The sequence below is a fragment of the Dysgonomonas sp. Marseille-P4677 genome (assembly GCF_016652235.1).
Taxonomy (GTDB): Bacteria; Bacteroidota; Bacteroidia; order Bacteroidales; family Dysgonomonadaceae; genus Dysgonomonas.
On record NZ_JAEPKU010000082.1, the window covers coordinates 1 to 18349 of the forward strand.

Consider the following 18349-nt stretch of genomic DNA (forward strand, 5'->3'; position numbering starts at 1 on the left):
GTTTCTATATACTATTTTTCAATTATTAGTTTTATCTACAATAAAAAGTAAAAGAGACGGAAAGATTCAGTGTTTTTTACATTTAATCAATATAGTAGCTATATAGACTCTTGTAAATATTAGAATTTACAATTCGGATAATAGCTTAAGCAATAGTATGTTTACACTCGATGTCCATGTGTAACCCGAAGCCCGGAGCCCTTTTCCTGTCAATGCATCGAAATTCTCAAAGTCACCGTCGGCATCCGAAGCTATCATGTCACAGAAACGCCTGGCTATTTCTGTAGCAAGCTCTTTTTCTCCTGCTTTTAATAATCCATCTATAATAAGATAAGTACTTGGAGCCCAGATTGCCCCCCTCCAATAATTATCAGCTTTATAATATGGACCTTTGTACTTTTCTGTTGCCAGCCCATAATCAGTAAGAAAATGTTTCTTTAGGCGTGTTATCATCAAGTCCCGTTTAGCCGGTTCTAATTTGTCTCCCAACACGAGTGGCACAAGCGTTATTAGGCTAGTGGGATCGATGTCGTACTGATCTGTATGACTTATCTTGGCGACAAATCCGTTTTTGGTCCAACTGTGATTAATCCACTTTTCATATAAACTGACTGACTTTTCAGCCCATTTGTTCGAATTTTCTTGATCTCCCAATTTTGTGGCAATTTTTGAAAGCGTATTCATTTGTAAAATCAGGAAAGCACACAAGTCGGGAGATTCTACGAAGTAACCTAAATCGAACACAGTTGCATTATCCCAACCACTATCACAGCCCATTGGGTAATCCGGTATTCCGTCGCTGTCAGAATCATTATAATCTAACCACCATTTTGTCCACAATTCCAAATGACGATAGGCCTTCTTCAATACTTCCTTATTCAAGGAGTTTTGTTCCATCAACTTAGCAAAACACCAACCGTGAATAGGGGGCTTAGTTACTCCCCAAACGATTTCGAGATCAGGATTGACATAGTCGGGTAAAACACCGGTGGAAGACTGTACTTCAAATGGTAAAAAGAATTGGTTCAATCCATGTTGTACATCATAAAGAGAGGTGGATAATGCATTGAAACAATGATCCCATGACCAAACCGACGACATAAATTCCATAGACATAACCACTGTAGGATGCTTATAATTCCCCCCTGCCGGCACAGTCGACGACCATAGATTATACCAAGAACGGATAGCGGAAGTACGATATTTGTCCGGAGCGTTAGGCCTTTTTTCTAGAACTTCTTCCCAATTAGCTTTTATTTCGGAAATGTCTTTTTTTACATTTGGTACTTTGAATGAATTTTTATGCCGCTCGAATGGTGCGATATGTACCTCACTCAATATTTTTTTATCTTTATCGGTTTTTAACATAAGGTGAATTTTTTGATCTATTTCACCTCCCCGTTCGTTTTTCCTAATAGGCCCATGGAATTCCCCCGAGCCATTGAAAAGATGAATATCTGTATAAAACCGTGCATTGACAGAGATAATTTTAAAATGGTTATTTCCTATATTCGTTCCATAAGCTAATGGATATTCTTCAGGCGTATCTCCATTTTTGCGGGGAAGTTCAAATTGTTCCATCTTAATATCTAATCCATGACTATCTATAATCAGACTATTTTCTCCTTTAAGATATAAAGTTGCTACCGATAAGCCTTTCTTGAACTGAAGACAATAGGGTTTGAAAATGATTTCAGGATTCACAACCTTATCTTCCTGAAAGAATTTTAATTCAAATACTTTATCTTCTCCAAAAAGACGTCTGGCACAATGAAGATAAATTCGTCCTTCTTCATTTCTTGCAGAAATACCAAGATATGAGTTAAAACGGCTAAATGGCATTTTAGATATATCAAACTGTAAATTCTCTTCCGCTAAGTGTTTTTTTAGGTCGATGACTATTTCTTTGGTATTCCCTGGTTTTTCAATTTTCTTACCTTTAAACATCGGTAAATCAACAATAATTTTACCATCGGAATCATCCCCCGAAATGTTAATATAAATCATCTCTTTATCCTTGCGAATGCTGAAATCAAATTTTTTCCCATTATTAATATAAACATTTTTCCATGTAATAGGTTTCCCCGATTCAAGCCATTTATCAGGAATACCACGCCCAAGTATGATTGTACCATCTACATGGACGGAAATGCAAAGTTGAAGCATTGCCTGACGAATAAACCCTAATCCCCACGTTTCTAAATCTACTTCCGGACGAGTCCAGTCTGAAGCAGGCTGTGGCTTGTGAAAACTTTCTCCCCAATGGTAGGGTGAAGATTGGTTATCTAGTAACCACTCGATAGATTGTGCAACCAAAGTACGATGTTTATCAGAAATAAGCAAAGGCATTGCCATTCCAGGGTTATATATAGATCCATACTTAGCTCCCCACCAAGCTCCGAAAGACCCCGGCTCACAACCGAAATTACGGGTTTCTTCCAACCATCTTTCAACGGAAGGGTCAAAATGATTTTTCCATGTACCTCCTAAATCAAAGCCTTTCAAATAAGCATTCCATGGAAAAGTGGGCATCATTAAAGTGGTTCCGAACCAGTTACCTGGTCCGCTGACGAGGACAGAATCATAATCGAACGAAAAACACGCATTATACCAGTCTGTCCCGGACTCTTCCATGGAAATGTCCAAAGATTTGTTCAGGCAGTTATTCAAATCTTCCATCTCAGTTTGTGCCCATTTCGCTTCAGTGACTTGTCCGAGTTGGTTACATATATATATATAAGCAGCTAATCCATGCAGAGCTGCAAAATTATCGACAATCAGATATTCACTCCCATTGTCAAGTGTGCTGCCTTTTAATATTAATCCGTAAGCTCGTTTCTCTTCTAAATCGGGACTAAGTTGATCCTTGCGCATGTCCTGAACAGCACGAGCGCAACGTTTCAATTTTTCTATTAATTTTTTTGTAAAAAATGCTTTATCTCCTGTTACTTGCAAGTATTGAGCCATAGTTATCAGATATTTGGGTATGGCATCATTATACTTTTCTTTTTCGAGTAGCCCTTTCGAGAGACGTTCATAGGTAGCTCCATTCATGATTTGGCGGGCAACATCCCAGTTTCCTTCTATAATATATTGAATAGCCATATCGGGAACATCGTGGTCAAATACACGGTCGTATTGGTAGAAACCGTAAACATTTCCGCCACTACCGCGCTGTTCATAATCCACAGGTGTTTTCACAGTAGCATTCCACATATTCATTTGACTTGTTTTCCAAAGGTTTATCAGTTCTTCATATGGAAGAGAAACCGGATGAGTGAATTGTTCCAGTCGCCTGTCAATTATTTCTTTTTCAGATGTATACTGTTTGTCAAAACCTCCTTCATCAAGGATTGACTGGATATTACCTTCTCCATTTGCGGGTAAAACAAATTCATATACTACGCTTTCACCAGCGGAAATGTCTGTGGAAAGAAATACTTGGTTTGCATCCCTCTTTTGTAAGTTTGCTGACTGGAGAGAAAAAACTCTTTCCTGTACTTTATTCCCATTAATTATCAATTGTGTTTTATGTGCAGTCTCACTAGTATTTGTTAATTTTACTTGTGTATAAACTGCATTAACACTATGATTCAATAATCTCTTCCCTACGTGTGTAATCTTTATTTCAATCCCATCCTTTTCCCATACTGAAACAGGGAAAGGCAAATAATTTTCAGCAAGGCTCCAGTGGATTATCTTTCGCCTGAATGGAGAGGTCTCGTCCGGATAGTAAGGCTCCGAGCCGTCAACACTCAGCAAAAAAAATACAGGATCAGCGCTATTTTTATGCCATGCTTTGCGACTAAACTCCCAACTATGGTCATCGTTTTTATCTAAGCGTGGACGACGCGGATAAACGCCCCCACCCATTAATGATATGGCTTTAGGATGATCTTCTTCCCAACCAAAATACTGCCAGTGACGTTTGTCTATACGGCTTTCATCTACTAAGTCTCTTGTCGATTCTTGAGCTAAAAGAGGAAGTCCTACCAGCCCAAAGAATATAATACAAAATAAAATATTTCTCATATCTACTGTTTTTCATCTATTAAAAAATCACTTGTCCAGTCGGTTAAATTTTTCACTGGAATAGTTTTGTATGTGGTTGATACATTTTTCTTATGGTGCCCACAATAAAACACCCATGCCATTTCGTCTTTGATTACCATTCGAGGCCAGCCTGTCCATGAATATCCACAGATATTTTCATCTTGTCCGGCAGTTGCAAGAACAGGATTGCGTGGATGATATTCCCAATGAACGAGATCTTTAGAACGTGCAAGTCCAATGACATCGTACCATGTATCACCTTTCATCCCGGGTGGAGTCCAACTGTTAACACCTTCGTACCATAAATACCAGTAGTCGCCAATCCTGTTCAGTGAACGAGGGCGTACATGAGCTGCATCCCAGTTATCTTTTGTTTCAGGTTCAAAAACAGGATTATCAATATGGCTAACCCAATTCAACAGATTGTTGCTATAGAGTAAGTATCCCTTATCTCCGGCAAGGTTCTTCTTTGGCTTGGGAGTAAAACCGGCATAAAATAGGATATAACGGTATTCTTGGCCCCGGTATTCTATCCGTTTATCCTTCAAATCTACGAGATCAAATTCGTGGGCTGCGTTTTCATGTTTATAAACAGGATTGTCTTGGTATAACGTAAATGGTCCTTCGGGACGATCAGCTATTGCCAACATAAAACCTTTCCATTCGGGAAACGACTGCGCGGAAAACATGACTGCTATCTTTCCATCGGGTGTGACAACAGAACCGTTGACATAAAGGTTATCATAAGATGTATCCTCATACTTGATCACAGGCTGTGGCAGAACAGTCCAATTTGACAAAGTTTCACTTACTGCAAGACCAATGTTTCGCCGCGAGCTACCTTCCTGTTCACCTTTCATTCCAGTCATTAGGTACATGTAATATTTATCTTCGTATTCAAGTATGGATCCGGGAATGACCTGAGATTCATAGAAAGAACCTTCGGGTCCATAAGCAATGGTTGTTTGAGGTGCGGGAGTCATCCATTCGCGTTTTTTTACGATAAACTGTTCGGGATATTTATCTTTTTTATTTATGGCGTAAACTTCGTTGTCTGATGGTTCATATACTCCTTTCCACTCGCCTAAAGGACCACGTATCCATGCTGTAAGATTACCTACCCAAAAGCGAAAATAACTACCATTTCTTAGGATACGGACAGAGCAAGGATAAGATATTTCACCCTTTATGGTTTTAAGCAATGTTATTTGTTTCCCTTCTTGTAATATCAAATGAATTCCGCCTTGTTCTACCTGTAAATATGCTTGTTTTTCGCTTTGGCGAGAGCCGGAAAAATATATCTTTGTATCTTCCTCTAATAGAGTATTAAGTTCGTAATCTCCTTCGATTCGGCTTTCCTTCTGTTCTTTGCAAGCAGAAAGGATTAGCAATAATAAGAATATAACATTCCTTGCATTCATGTTTAATAAATGTTAAGTATAAAAATTCTTTAATTAAAAATGGAGAATACAGGCAAGCTGGATGTAAAACAATAGGCTTGCCTGTTTGTTAGATTTAGGAATATCAATATCCAGGATTCTGCTCCAAATTAGGATTCAATAAAATCTCGTTTAGAGGTATAGGCATATATTCATCATGATTAACATCAAAATTAGGACCTAATACATCTTTGGCAATATCCCAACGTACAAGATCGAAGAAACGCACAGCTTCTAGTGCAAACTCAACCCTGCGTTCTTGAACGATAGAATTAAAAGATAATGTTGCAATATCATCGAGTCCGGCCCTACGTCGAACCTTATTTAAGGCTTCTAGTCCTGTAATGTTGGCTTTACCGTTTGCTCCGTTTGAAATCGCTTCGGCATAACCCAAAAGAATTTCGGAATAACGGATAACTTTGAAATTGGCATCTGCTTCTTGATGAATGACCTCAGGTCCGTAAATATACTTTCTGGTATTATGTCCTGTTGGACTCCATGAAGAACTGTATGTTGTACCAAAAGCCTCATCTCCATCATTTAAAAGTGTAGCTTTGCGACGAGAATCTTCTGGTTCGAAAGCATCGGCTAAAGACTGTGTAGGAAGTACAAATCCATTACCACCCCATCCAATAGATGGAACATCACGTGGCCTAACCCATCCATGATATTCAAAGCTATTGGATGTACTTCCCGTTCCAGAGGCAAACTGAACTTCAAAAACAGATTCAGGTAAATTATCCCCTTCTTTATCCAAAAAATTAACAGAGTAGTCATCCATTAATTGGTATGTGTTTGAATTAATAACTTCGGAGTACACATCAGCTGCTTTCTGCCACTGTTTTGTAAATAAATAGGTTCTTCCGAGCAGACCTTGCGCAGAACCTTTGGTAGCCCTACCAACATCAGAGGCATCATAAGCTAGAGGAAGCGAGTTTATGGCATCTAGTAAATCTGTTTCGATCATACTCCATATGTCTTGTGCGGGTGATCGTGTAATGGTTTTCAATTGCGAAACGTCAGTAGAAGTAACTAATGGAACACCATTAAAATGAGTAACCAAATTGAAATAATATAATGCCCGTAAAAATTTAGCTTCTCCCAATAGTCGGTTTTTAAGGTTGAAATCAGTCATTCCCCCTACCTTTTCTATTACTGTGTTAGCACGGAAAATACCGGCATACATGGCATTCCATGTTCCATCTACAAGACTGTTCGACAAAAGTATCTGAAAGCTATTGAATTCTTCTAGTTGAGGTGTATCACCGGGACCTCCGCCTCCTTTTTCTGCATCGTCTGACCAGACATTACGTATCATAAGACCGAATGTACTGTAAACATTCCCATTTTGTAACTGATCGTAAATGGAATTAACAGCCATAACAGCCTCGCTTTCTGTTTTGTAGAAAGAAGAAGCCGAAAAAGATCCATAGGGTTCTTTATCTAATAAATCATTACATCCAATAAATATAAGTGCGAGAATAAGCACTATTGATATATATTTTTTCATGTCTAAAATTTTAAAGTGTAAAACTTAATCCGAAAAGAACTGTGCGAGGAACAGGATATGTTATCTGATCATTACCTCCATTAAGTGCGTTGGAAATACTTATTTCAGGATCATAACCTTTATACTTTGTGAATGTTACCAGGTTATTTGCTGAAATATACATGCGCATGGTTTGAAACCCTATCTTATTTAGCCATTGAGAACTAACTGAATATCCTAATTGAATATTGCCCAGACGTAAATAAGAACCATCCTCTATGAACAAATCTGAACGGCGGAAATTATCATTTGCATTAGTTACGGATACACGTGGAATGGAAGTCTTATCTCCTTCTTTTTGCCAACGGTTCAATATTTCGGTTGATTTATTAAAGGTATTTCCACCATTTATCAAATAGGATCTTCCTGAATAATATATTTTGTTTCCACCAACGCCTAACAAAGACAATGATAAATCTATGTTTTTGTAGTCGCATCCCAGATTTAGACTGTAAGTAACAGACGGAATTGGGCTACCCAGAAAGTCCATATCCTCTGCGTCTAGTTTTCCATTTCCATCTGTATCTTTGAAGCGCACATCACCCGGCTTTGCTAAAGGCTGCAATTTATATGCGTCAATTTCCGCCTGATTTTGGAACAACCCATCAGTGACATAGCCATAAAATTCCCCAATACTGCGCCCCACTTCAGTACGGCAATTACCTGAGGATATTGGCGCATCATTATCAAACAGCTTCATGATCTTATTATTCAATGTAGCTATGTTACCACTTATGTAATAATTAAATCCATTGATTTGGTTTGTGTAATTTACTGTAACTTCGACTCCTCTATTTCTCATTTCCCCTATATTTGTTAAACTACTGCCTGTACCGGCGATACCCGGAATTGGTAGTGTTTGAAGAATATCTTTGGTGTATTTATTAAAATATTCGATTGTAAACGATAATTTATTATCCCACAAACCTACATCCACGCCTGCATTGGTTTGATAGGTTGTTTCCCATTTGAAGTCATCATTATTTGTACTGCCGGGATGATAGCCTATCACGACATTTTGCGAAGTTCCAAGAATATATTTTGACTGATTTAAACTGGATGTAAAACCATAATAAGAGGAAGGCATTGTACCCAAAGCTCCATAGCTTGCCCGTAATTTCAGATTACTCAACCAATTTGTATTTTTCAAGAATTTCTCTTCTGACAGACGCCAACCAAGAGCTACAGAAGGAAATACTCCCCATTTATTATTAGGTCCAAAACGTGAAGATCCGTCTGTGCGAACATTAAATTGAAAAAGGTATCTGTTATCGAAATTGTAATTCACCCGTCCGAAATATGAAAGCAGTGCCCAGTCACCTCTGCTTCCCGACACCTGATCTTGTTCAGTTCCGGCATTAAAGTAACGCATGTTTTCATCATTAGAAATAAATCCTTTTTTTGAAGCGGAAGTGGACTTCTCATCGAAGGTAATTATTGATTGACCAATCAGCGCAGAAATTTGATGTGCTTTATCAAGTGTTTTATTATATGATAAAGTATTTTCAAACGTGATATTTTTGTTTTTACTATATGATTCCGAGAGTGATGCTATCTGATTCTTTGCATTTCCTTCATTAAATGTTGGCGAAAAGCGAGAATAATCACCATTCCATATATCAGCACTGAAATTGGAATGAAGAAGGAGCCCTTTAAAGAATTCATATTTGGCATAGATATTTACCAATCCCCTGGCTGAATTACTACGCGACTTGGAACGTTTAGCATAGCCAATTGGGTTTTGCCCATCACCTTCATTACCCACAGGATAACCTAATGTTCCATCTTCATTGTAAGCAGGAACTGTTGCCGGCATCCTAACAGCATTCATTAATACACTGTTTGCACCCTGTTCAATATCAAGGCTTGTACTGTAAAGATAACTGAGGTTCATGCCTACGATCAAACGCTTACTCACGTTAACATCTAAATTGGATTTTATGCTGTATCTGTTATAGTTAGTTTCCCTAAGAGTACCTTGCTGATCATCGTATCCAGCCGCCAAATAATAGCGAATGTCCTGCTTACCCCCTCTGACACCAACAGAATGGCTATGTATCAAACCTTTGCGGAATATTTTTGATTGCCAATCAGTATCAGCTCTTCCTGTTGATCCTTTCCAATAAGGATCTTTTCCGCCATTTACTAAAGCTTCATCACTGATCATAGCAAAGTCCTTGGCATTCAATAGATCCAATTGTTTGGAGGCTTCATGATATCCGATATTTCCATCATAGAAAACAGTTGGCTTACCGGACATACCTTTTTTTGTGGTAATAATGATTACTCCGTTGCCCGCCCGTGAACCATAAATGGAAGCGGATGCTGCATCTTTCAATATCTCGATAGACTCTATGTCTTTATTATTTATTATATCTGCACCGTTCGATATTGGAACACCATCAACGATATACAAAGGATCATTATTATTCAGGGTTCCAATACCACGGATACGAACAGTTGGTGTACTACCCGGCTGTCCATTATTTTGAGATACCATTACTCCAGGAACTTTTCCCTGCAATGCATCCTGGACTGTTAATGTAGCTCGTCCTCCTAAGTCCTTTTGAGACACAGAGGCTACTGATCCAATTAAGTCTGACCGTTTCTGTGTACCGTAACCGACCACAATCACTTCATCAAGTAGCTTTTGATCTTCCTGCATCATGACGTGTACTTCTGTTTTATCTCCTACTTTTACTTCCTGAACGATAAATCCCAATAATGAAAAAATGAGTGTTATTGATTGATTGTTCTGAACACGAATCATAAATTTTCCATTCTCATCTGTAACCGTTCCCGATGTAGTGCCTTTTACGAGAACTGTAACTCCGGCTAAGGGTTCGCTATTTTCATCTTTTACCGTTCCTGTAATTTCTTTACTTTGTTGTTTTTCACCATTTTTTATTACAGTATTTATTGAGATGTTTGTAGATAAAACAATATGATTGTTTAGCATAGAATATTTCACATCTGTATCTTTAAATAGCTTGTCCAGAACGTATGATACGGTTTTATCCTCAACATTGATGGAAGCTTTGGTGTCAGATTTGATTTCTTTATGGTTATAAAAGAAAAGATAATCACTTTGATTTTCAATATCATTTAATATCTCTGATATTTTAGAGTTATTGTGATGAATGCTAACTTTCATTGTCTGGGAGTTTACCTCTATCGCAAATAGGGATGATGTCCCTAATAGGAAAAACATAATGAAAAGTTTCATAAATAAAATAATTTGAATTAATTGTTTTCTTTGAATGAAAACATGTATTAGATTAAGATTTTTCATAATTTTGTTTTTTCATTGTTTTAAAATCTAAGTTTGACACAGTGAATTCCTGGGCGGGAAGATGGTGCGAACATCTACCCGCTCTTTTTTTTAAGCGGTTTTGTTACATAGGCATTTTTTTTAGGTTAGTATATAATTATATGTTTTTCAGTAATTTTATATTTAAAAGGTTTACTGACATTTACTACATTCAGTATATGTTCAAGTGGCTCCCCTGATTTAAATTTACCGGTACATTCGTAGTCCGATATCTGAGAATTTCTTATTTCTATCTTTTTATTATAGTATTGTCCTAACCTTTCTAACATCTCACTGAATTTTATCTTGTCAAATGAAAAATATCCGGATATCCATAAAGCCAGGTTATCTGATTTAATATCATCATGTATAATCATTTTATGAGTTGCCTTATCAAAAATAGCTTGCTGACCTGGTCTCATCTTTATAATTTCTTGTTTATTATCTTTATTTTCAAGCCAAATAGACCCCTCTAGTAATGTAGCCTCAAATAGGTCACTATTGTTATAAGCATAAACATTAAAAACAGTCCCTAGTACTTTAACGGAGTGATGTGACGTCTCTACGACAAATGGTTTCTTTTCATTTTTTGTAACTTCAAACTGGGCTTCCCCATTCAATGTTACAATACGTTGATCTCCTGTAAATTTTTCAGGGTATGATATTCTTGTACCCGAATTTAACCATACGGTAGAACCATCAGGCAGTAAAATTTTTACACGGTCTCCGATAGGTACTTCTATATTATTATAACCAACATAGTTCTTATTTTCATTTATCTGATAAAAATATTGGGAAACCAATATCGCTATTATTGCTACAGCTGCGATTTTTCCAATATTGATCAAAATACCTGGTATAGAACGGCGTCTAGGTTTTTCGTTCTCTTGTTTATCAAAAATCTCACTCTTTATTTTAATAAAGGCTTCCTCATTATTAATATTTGTATAATCACCTGTAAGAAGAGACATATCCCACAACTCTCGTATATTACGATAATAAGCCATGTTCTCATCTGATTCGTCTATCCAGTCAAGAAACATTTTTTTTTCCTGAGGAGTAGTTTCTCCTTTTAGATATTTTAATATTTGAATGTCATCCATACTTATATATTTGATGAAACTCATCTATCCCTAAAAGAAAATGATTTTTTTTTACAGATTGAATAAAATAATGCTTTTTAAATATGAGGATAGAGAGATTCGAAGTCGTTTTAAAGTGTTTGAAATATGGTATTCTACGCTTTTTTCAGAAAGATTTATTTTTTCTGCAATTTGTTTGTTTGATAAGTATTCTTCCCTGCTCAGTGTAAAAATATTGCGGGTTAACTCAGGTAACTCTTCTAATGTTCGGGCTATTATTTGTTTGATTTCGTCTATATATAGCGATGTCGTATTTATTGTATCTAAAGTATAAAGTTTCAGATTCATCTCACGTACAATATCATCGTATATGCCTTTCTGGATAATAATTCGCCGACGTTGTTTTTCAATATGATTCCAAACTTTTAGCTTAACAATACGTATTAAGAAAGCTTGGATGTTAGAGTCTTCATCTATTTCTTCATGCTTCTGCCAAAGAAGAATAAATGACTCTTGTACTATATTTTCTGCTATATGAATGTCATTGGTATATGAGAATGCAAAGCGAACTAATCCTTGGTAATAATTGTTAAATATGATCTTGAATGCATCTTCAGATCCTCTAATGATAGCCGCTACAAGTTCTTCGTTGTCCATGTCCATGATATTCTTACTAACTATAAATTTAATAATGCGAATCGGTAGTTAAATTTACTTGCTGCTTTGTTTAATTGAAACATTTATTGAAGGCATCTTGATTTTTTAGTACTTAACTAGATTGCTATACATAAACAAGGGAGCGTTAATTTTATAATTCCTAAAAAACAAATAAAAACGCTTCTTACATGTACAAAGTACTTAGCAAAGATACGATTGAAAATTAGATAATTCCTCTTTTATCAGTAGCAAAGCGAGGATTTAAGACAAAAAATGGATATCCTAACTATTTTAGAGAAAAAAGCTAGGCGGCATTTTTATTGTTTTGTTTTCTGTCTGCTCATAGATTAGATTAACTTATATGATTTCAGAGTATTAAAAGTAGCCTTAGCTACATAATTCTGAGAATATAGAAATTAAAGTTTGCTTTCTTTTAAAAACTCATTTGATGTTTGAGGTTGCATACAGATACGCTCAGTGCAATAAAAAAATTGTGTCCTATGCATTCTGAACTTTCCTCTAAAATAAGGGATATCTGTATCACTTTTGCTGCCTAATATGAAAGTTCTAGTTATAATATTCTGCCTGATTTTCAGAACTTCTTCCAAAGCGTTTTCTCCACTTATTAAAAGTTCTGCTGGCTCTGAATTATATAGTTCGGCTGACAGCCAGTTCGAATAATAGGGAGCATATCCGATATTATGCTTCATCGTATCGAGCATATATTCGGCGATATTATTATAGTTTGTATCTCCAAAGATTAATCCAAGTTTTAAAAGATTGTGAACCATCTGAGAGTTTGCGGAAGGAATAACACCATCGTCAGTTTCTATTGTATTATGGATTAATTCGCTATTATCTTTTTTATTAAAGAAAAAGAATTTACTTTTCTCATCAAGAAAATCATCAACTACTTTATCTGTGATCTCCTTTGCCTGGATCAGATAGTCAGTATTAAGTGTGTACTCGTACAGAGCAATCAATGCAGAGATGTAAAAAGCATAATCTTCCAAGAATCCATCTATCGTCGCTTTCCCTCCTTTATAAGTATGCTTTAGATTTAGCTTTATGTCAACAAGCTTTTGATTGATGAATTGATAAATATTCTTAGCTAATGCTAAATATTCCTTGTTTCCTAAAGCACTATAAGCATCTAAGAATCCGACAATAAGCATTGCATTCCAACTTGTCAGCGTTTTATCATCCAATCGAGGTTTTGATCGTTTTTCTCGCTCGCTCTTTAATCGTTCTTCCCATTCTCTCTTCTTGTGAAGGAGTTCCTCTAGAGAAAGTTTATATTTAACTGCTATTTTATCCAGTGTTTCTGTTTGATGCAAAACGTATTTATCTTCCCATATCTTTTGAGGGTAGATGTTGAATACTCCTTTAAAAACAGAAAAGTCCGCTACTCCTATTACGTTCTCCAGTTCTGTCTCAATCCAACTATAGAATGCCCCTTCTTCCAATTTTCCAGACTCATTCAAACTGTCGGCATCATAAGCGGAGTAAAATCCGCCTTCACCATTGCTCCACTCACCCGTTATAAAATCTATTGTTTTCTCAAGAACTTCTTTGTATAAAGGATTCTTTGTCCGTTTATACCCATCGGCATAAAGGGATAGAAGTTGAGCATTATCGTAAAGCATTTTCTCGAAATGAGGAATATGCCATTGTTCATCGACTGAATATCTCGAAAATCCGCCTTGCACAGTATCGAACAAGCCACCCCAAGCCATACGGGTTAGTGTCAAGTCTATAAAATCAAGGCCAATATTATCACTTTTAAGATAGCTGTATCTCTGCAAAAAAATCAGGCTATTAGGAATCATAAACTTAGGAGCTCGGCCATAGCCTCCATACACTCGATCGAAATGATGATACCAAGCCTCAATCAGACTTGGTAAATCAAAATCGCTCTTTTCTTCTGTTTTAACAGGAGCTTTCCCCGTATTAACAATATTCTGATCTAATTTTTCGGCATAGTTATATAGCTCTTCCGGATTCTCAATAAAAAACAGATGTAGTTTCGTTAAAGCATCTATCCAATCATGTTTCCTAAAATATGTTCCTCCCCATATAGGTCTGCCATCAGGCAAGCAAACAACATTAAGAGGCCATCCCCCACGCTGGCTCATGGATTGTACAGCTTTCATATAATGAGCATCGATATCGGGACGTTCCTCCCTGTCTACTTTTATCGAAACGAAGTAGTCATTCATAAGCATTGCAACGCCTTGATCTTCGAAACTTTCATGTTCCATAACATGACACCAATGGCAAGTCGAATAGCCAATACTTACAATAATGAGTTTGTTTGTATTCTTTGCCAATTCCAGACTATTATCGTTCCAAGCTTTCCAATTGACAGGATTTTGGGCGTGTTGTAGTAGGTAAGGGCTACTTTCATATTGAAGCTCATTCATGAAAAATGATTTTAAAAGATTCTCGAATAAAGTTAAATGACCACAAGTGAAATACTTTAAACTGTGGCATATTTAAAAGTGTAAAAGAAAAACTGACTGTTATTGTTAAATTCAATAAATAATGTCTTTCGAAGTTACGAAAATATTAGAGATATTACAATCAATTGAACTATATGACACTCTGGATTTATAGGAATAAACTTAGTTGAGGACTCATATGGACAGTTTGTAGATTTAAGCGGGTAACATATTGTTATACAGTGATGTATCTTATGCGGTTAAGAAAAAAGCCTAATATTACACCTAAAAGGTTAATATTGGGTGTTTGAGCCATTACATACTTAATTATTTAACAAAACATATGCATTTAAATAAGTAGCAAGGATTAACCATAAAATATATGGAATGAATAATATTGCACTTGTTCTCTGTACCAGAAAACTTTTAAAAGCATAGTATAAAACAACTACATCTAACAGAATTATATTTATAAAACCCAACAAAGGATTCTGCAAATAAAAAAATGAAAGGCTCCATGTAAAATTGAAAAACAATTGTATTCCAAAATACAAGACCAATAGTTTCTTTTGCAAACTATCCGAATTCAGAATAAGTCCTATAGAAGTTCCCATACATATGTAAATTACACTCCAAGCTATTGGGAAAATATAATTAGGAGGAGTTAAATAGGATTTATTAAGATATGGATACCAAGATTGTATAGAATCAGACTGGAAATAACTAGCCGTAAATCAGACTAAAAAACAGATCAATATTGAAAATAATATATTAAAGTACTTTTTCATAAGGATCTTTGATATAATTAGAATATTCTACTCTCTTTTTCTGGAATCATAAATATAATAAAATTATCTCCTTCAAAGCTTCTTAAACATAGTTGACTTCTGATTGTTTAATATAACTCTAGAATGAGTGTAAATTATCTTGGGACCAAGCATACCATTCTAATAACTTTATTATTGATATTTTGCTAGGAGTAATACTATTTTATTAATCGATTAAATATTATCTTTACCTATAAGGCTGATTTTTATATTATATGCAGATATATGACAATGAAAACATACTCAATTATATTTCTTTTATTAATTGTATCAGTGGGGATTTTTGCTCAACAAAAACATTCCATTAAAGGATCAGTGATAGATAAGGGTGATCGTTTGCCAGTTAGCTATGCCAGTGTAATAATAAAAGGAACAACAATTGGAACTCAAACCGACTCGACCGGATATTTTTCGATAAGTAATCTGAATCCGGGAGCTTATACCCTTCAGGTATCTTTTATTGGATATAAAACAGAAATAACGCCTGAATACCTTTTAACAGTAAATGATTTATATGTGAATATAGAACTTGAAGAAAGTATCAATGAAGTGGCTGCAGTAAATGTTTACCCGTCTCCATTTAGACGCACAACTGAAAGCCCTGTCGGTTTGCACATAATCAGTTCGCAGGAAATAGAAAAAAGTCCGGGAGCGAACCGTGATATCTCCCGGATTGTACAATCTTATCCCGGAGTATCTTTCTCTCCATCCGGTTATCGAAATGATTTAGTCGTAAGGGGTGGAGGACCTGCCGAAAACAGCTTTTATATAGAAGGTATAGAAATACCAAATATAAACCATTTTAGCACACAAGGGGCATCGGGGGGACCTATGAGCATTATAAATGCAGACTTTATAAGAGAAGTGAATTTTTATACGGCAGCTTTTCCTTCATATAGTAGTGATGCCTTGAGTTCAGTTTTAGATTTTAAACTAAGTGATGGCAATCCTGAAAAATTATCCTTCAAAGCAACGATGGGGGCATCAGAAGCATCTGTAGCACTTAATGGACCTTTAGGTAAGAAAACCACATACCTCGTATCAGTCAGACGCTCTTATCTTGAATTTCTTTTTGATATGATAGGATTGCCTTTTTTGCCTACATATAATGATGCCTTATTTAAAATAAAAACAAGATTCTCTCCTGTTCATGAACTCACATTTATAGGCTTAGGAGGTTTGGATGATATGAAGCTCAATGATAGAGCAACCTCTGATGATGCCGAATACATACTCGGATATCTCCCCACGATAAAGCAGGAAACTTTTACTTTGGGTGCTGTATATAAGCATTACAGCAAAATTAATACGCAGACCCTTGTTTTGAGCCATAGTTATTTGAACAATCGTAATGTAAAGTATCAAGATAACGATGAAAGCGATCCTGATAATTTAAGGTTAAAGTACAAATCATTGGAGCAGGAATCTAAATTTAGATTCGAGAATTTAGCTCGTCTGGGGAATTGGAAGATTAATGCAGGTTTGAACCTTGATTATGTCCAATACGATAATAAAAGTTTTCAGCTACTCTATCTTGAAGGGAAAGATGTGAATTGGAATTATGATACTAAGTTGGACTTTGCCAAGTGGGGAGTATTCTCTAATATTGATTATATTTCGTCAAACGAAAAATTTAAAGCTTCATTGGGACTAAGAGCTGATGCGGCTTCGTATTCTTCAAGTACAAATAAAATTTATCAGCAAGTTTCACCACGTTTATCTCTGTCATACAATCTTATAAACAATTTAAATGCAAGCGTCAATGTAGGTCGTTATTTTCAATTACCTCCCCTCACTGCTTTAGGTTTTAAGAATAATGACGGAGTATATGTAAATAAAGATTTGGAATATATGAGAGTAGAGCAACTGTCGGGAGGGTTCAATTTTACGCTTCGTAAGAATATTGAAATATCTTTGGAGGGTTTCTACAAACATTATGACAAAATGCCTTTATCCATTGAGGATGGAATTCCTCTTATGAGCAAAGGGGATGATTATGGGGTGATTGGTAATGAGTATCTTATTTCAAAATCGAAAGGGAAAAGTTATGGAGTTGAATTGCTGGCCAGATGGCTCGTTATGCGTAAAGTAAATGTTTCGTCTTCTTTTACACTATTCAAGAGCCAATTTGATAAACTTGACGGAGAATCGGTCGCTTCGGCATGGGACAATGGTTTCATCTTTAATTTGACAGGGACCTACTATCTTCCACGAAACTGGAGTATAGGAGCAAAAATAAAATCAATTGGAGGGGCGCCTTATACACCTTATGATACTGATAAATCATCATTCGTTGTTGCTTGGAACGCATTGGGTAAACCGTATTTCGATTATAAACAATACAATGCTAAAAGAAGCTTTTCATATACGCAATTGGATATAAGAGCCGATAAAACTTTTTATATAAAAAATTTTATGATCGGACTTTATGTCGATTTGCAAAATATCACAGGTAGTTCGTTCAAAAATCAGGATGTAGTACTGAGTACGGGTAATATTATAAATCCTGAGGCTCCGATAGAAGAGCAGAGATACGAAATGAAAACATTGAAACGTACAAGCTCAACAATAGTTCCTACAATTGGAGTTACATTTGAGTTTTAGAATAAGAACATTTCTTTTTCATTAGTGATTTATTTTGAGCTATTACAGTTAAGGAAGGATCACGTCTCTTTAATTCATTTTCAATAAATGTAACGACTGAGATAACAGATTCCTCCGGCCCTTTATCCCATCCTTTTTATATCTTGCAAACTTTTACATCTGTCCGAGAGAGAAAAAGCTTCCACATCTCTAATTATTTCTCCTTTCTTTTTTATGAATTGATGAGAGAGTAATTTTATACCTGTAGAAATAAAAACTTTATTAGACGTTCCTTTTTCTCTAACTTCAATTTGTAGCAAGCCCTGTTTATTAGTAGAGTTAGCCTCTTTTTTCTATCAAAAACAAATCTTAGACTAAAGTTATCCATTTTTATACCTCTTTTTATAC

General features: G+C 35.9%; 8 protein-coding genes and 1 pseudogene. 1 reads left to right on the top strand and 8 read right to left on the bottom strand.

The window, feature by feature from the left end:
• Positions 1–126 precede the first annotated feature (126 nt).
• From JGH11_RS13430 to JGH11_RS13465, 8 genes and pseudogenes are all read right to left on the bottom strand, one after another.
• Positions 127–4032 carry an amylo-alpha-1,6-glucosidase gene (locus JGH11_RS13430; protein WP_201112621.1) on the bottom strand — a complete coding sequence of 1302 codons (3906 nt, stop codon included), beginning with the start codon at positions 4030–4032 and terminating at the stop codon, positions 127–129.
• A 2-nt stretch (positions 4033–4034) separates the two neighbouring features.
• Positions 4035–5474 (bottom strand): hypothetical protein, encoded by a 1440-nt coding sequence (locus JGH11_RS13435; RefSeq protein ID WP_201112623.1) that lies wholly within the window; start codon positions 5472–5474, stop codon positions 4035–4037.
• 103 nt (positions 5475–5577) lie between these two features.
• On the bottom strand, positions 5578–7002 hold the full coding sequence (locus JGH11_RS13440; RefSeq protein ID WP_201112625.1) for a RagB/SusD family nutrient uptake outer membrane protein: 1425 nt from the start codon (positions 7000–7002) through the stop codon (positions 5578–5580).
• 10 nt (positions 7003–7012) lie between these two features.
• A complete protein-coding gene (locus JGH11_RS13445) occupies positions 7013–10267 on the bottom strand; it encodes a TonB-dependent receptor (RefSeq protein ID WP_201112627.1) in 3255 nt (1084 codons plus the stop codon).
• A 191-nt stretch (positions 10268–10458) separates the two neighbouring features.
• On the bottom strand, positions 10459–11454 hold the full coding sequence (locus tag JGH11_RS13450) for a FecR family protein (protein ID WP_201112629.1): 996 nt from the start codon (positions 11452–11454) through the stop codon (positions 10459–10461).
• A 51-nt stretch (positions 11455–11505) separates the two neighbouring features.
• A complete protein-coding gene (locus JGH11_RS13455) occupies positions 11506–12090 on the bottom strand; it encodes an RNA polymerase sigma-70 factor (RefSeq protein WP_201112631.1) in 585 nt (194 codons plus the stop codon).
• Positions 12091–12506: 416 nt separating this feature from the next.
• The gene (locus JGH11_RS13460; RefSeq protein WP_201112633.1) at positions 12507–14513 is read right to left on the bottom strand and encodes a thioredoxin domain-containing protein; all 2007 of its coding nucleotides are present in this window, start codon (positions 14511–14513) and stop codon (positions 12507–12509) included.
• Positions 14514–14854: 341 nt separating this feature from the next.
• Positions 14855–15319, bottom strand: a pseudogene (locus tag JGH11_RS13465) (TspO/MBR family protein).
• A gap of 270 nt (positions 15320–15589) precedes the next feature.
• Here JGH11_RS13465 and JGH11_RS13470 point away from each other — a divergent pair.
• Positions 15590–17962 (top strand): TonB-dependent receptor, encoded by a 2373-nt coding sequence (locus tag JGH11_RS13470; RefSeq protein WP_201112635.1) that lies wholly within the window; start codon positions 15590–15592, stop codon positions 17960–17962.
• The last annotated feature ends 387 nt before the right edge of the window (positions 17963–18349 follow it).

Bases quoted from the DNA above. Each gene is read 5' to 3' on its own strand.
- JGH11_RS13430 (WP_201112621.1), bottom strand. From the start codon at position 4,032: ATGAGAAATATTTTATTTTGTATTATATTCTTTGGGCTGGTAGGACTT.
- JGH11_RS13455 (WP_201112631.1), bottom strand. From the start codon at position 12,090: ATGGACAACGAAGAACTTGTAGCGGCTATCATTAGAGGATCTGAAGAT.
- JGH11_RS13450 (WP_201112629.1), bottom strand. From the start codon at position 11,454: ATGGATGACATTCAAATATTAAAATATCTAAAAGGAGAAACTACTCCT.
- JGH11_RS13435 (WP_201112623.1), bottom strand. From the start codon at position 5,474: ATGAATGCAAGGAATGTTATATTCTTATTATTGCTAATCCTTTCTGCT.
- JGH11_RS13440 (WP_201112625.1), bottom strand. From the start codon at position 7,002: ATGAAAAAATATATATCAATAGTGCTTATTCTCGCACTTATATTTATT.
- JGH11_RS13445 (WP_201112627.1), bottom strand. From the start codon at position 10,267: ATGAAACTTTTCATTATGTTTTTCCTATTAGGGACATCATCCCTATTT.
- JGH11_RS13460 (WP_201112633.1), bottom strand. From the start codon at position 14,513: ATGAATGAGCTTCAATATGAAAGTAGCCCTTACCTACTACAACACGCC.
- JGH11_RS13470 (WP_201112635.1), top strand. From the start codon at position 15,590: ATGAAAACATACTCAATTATATTTCTTTTATTAATTGTATCAGTGGGG.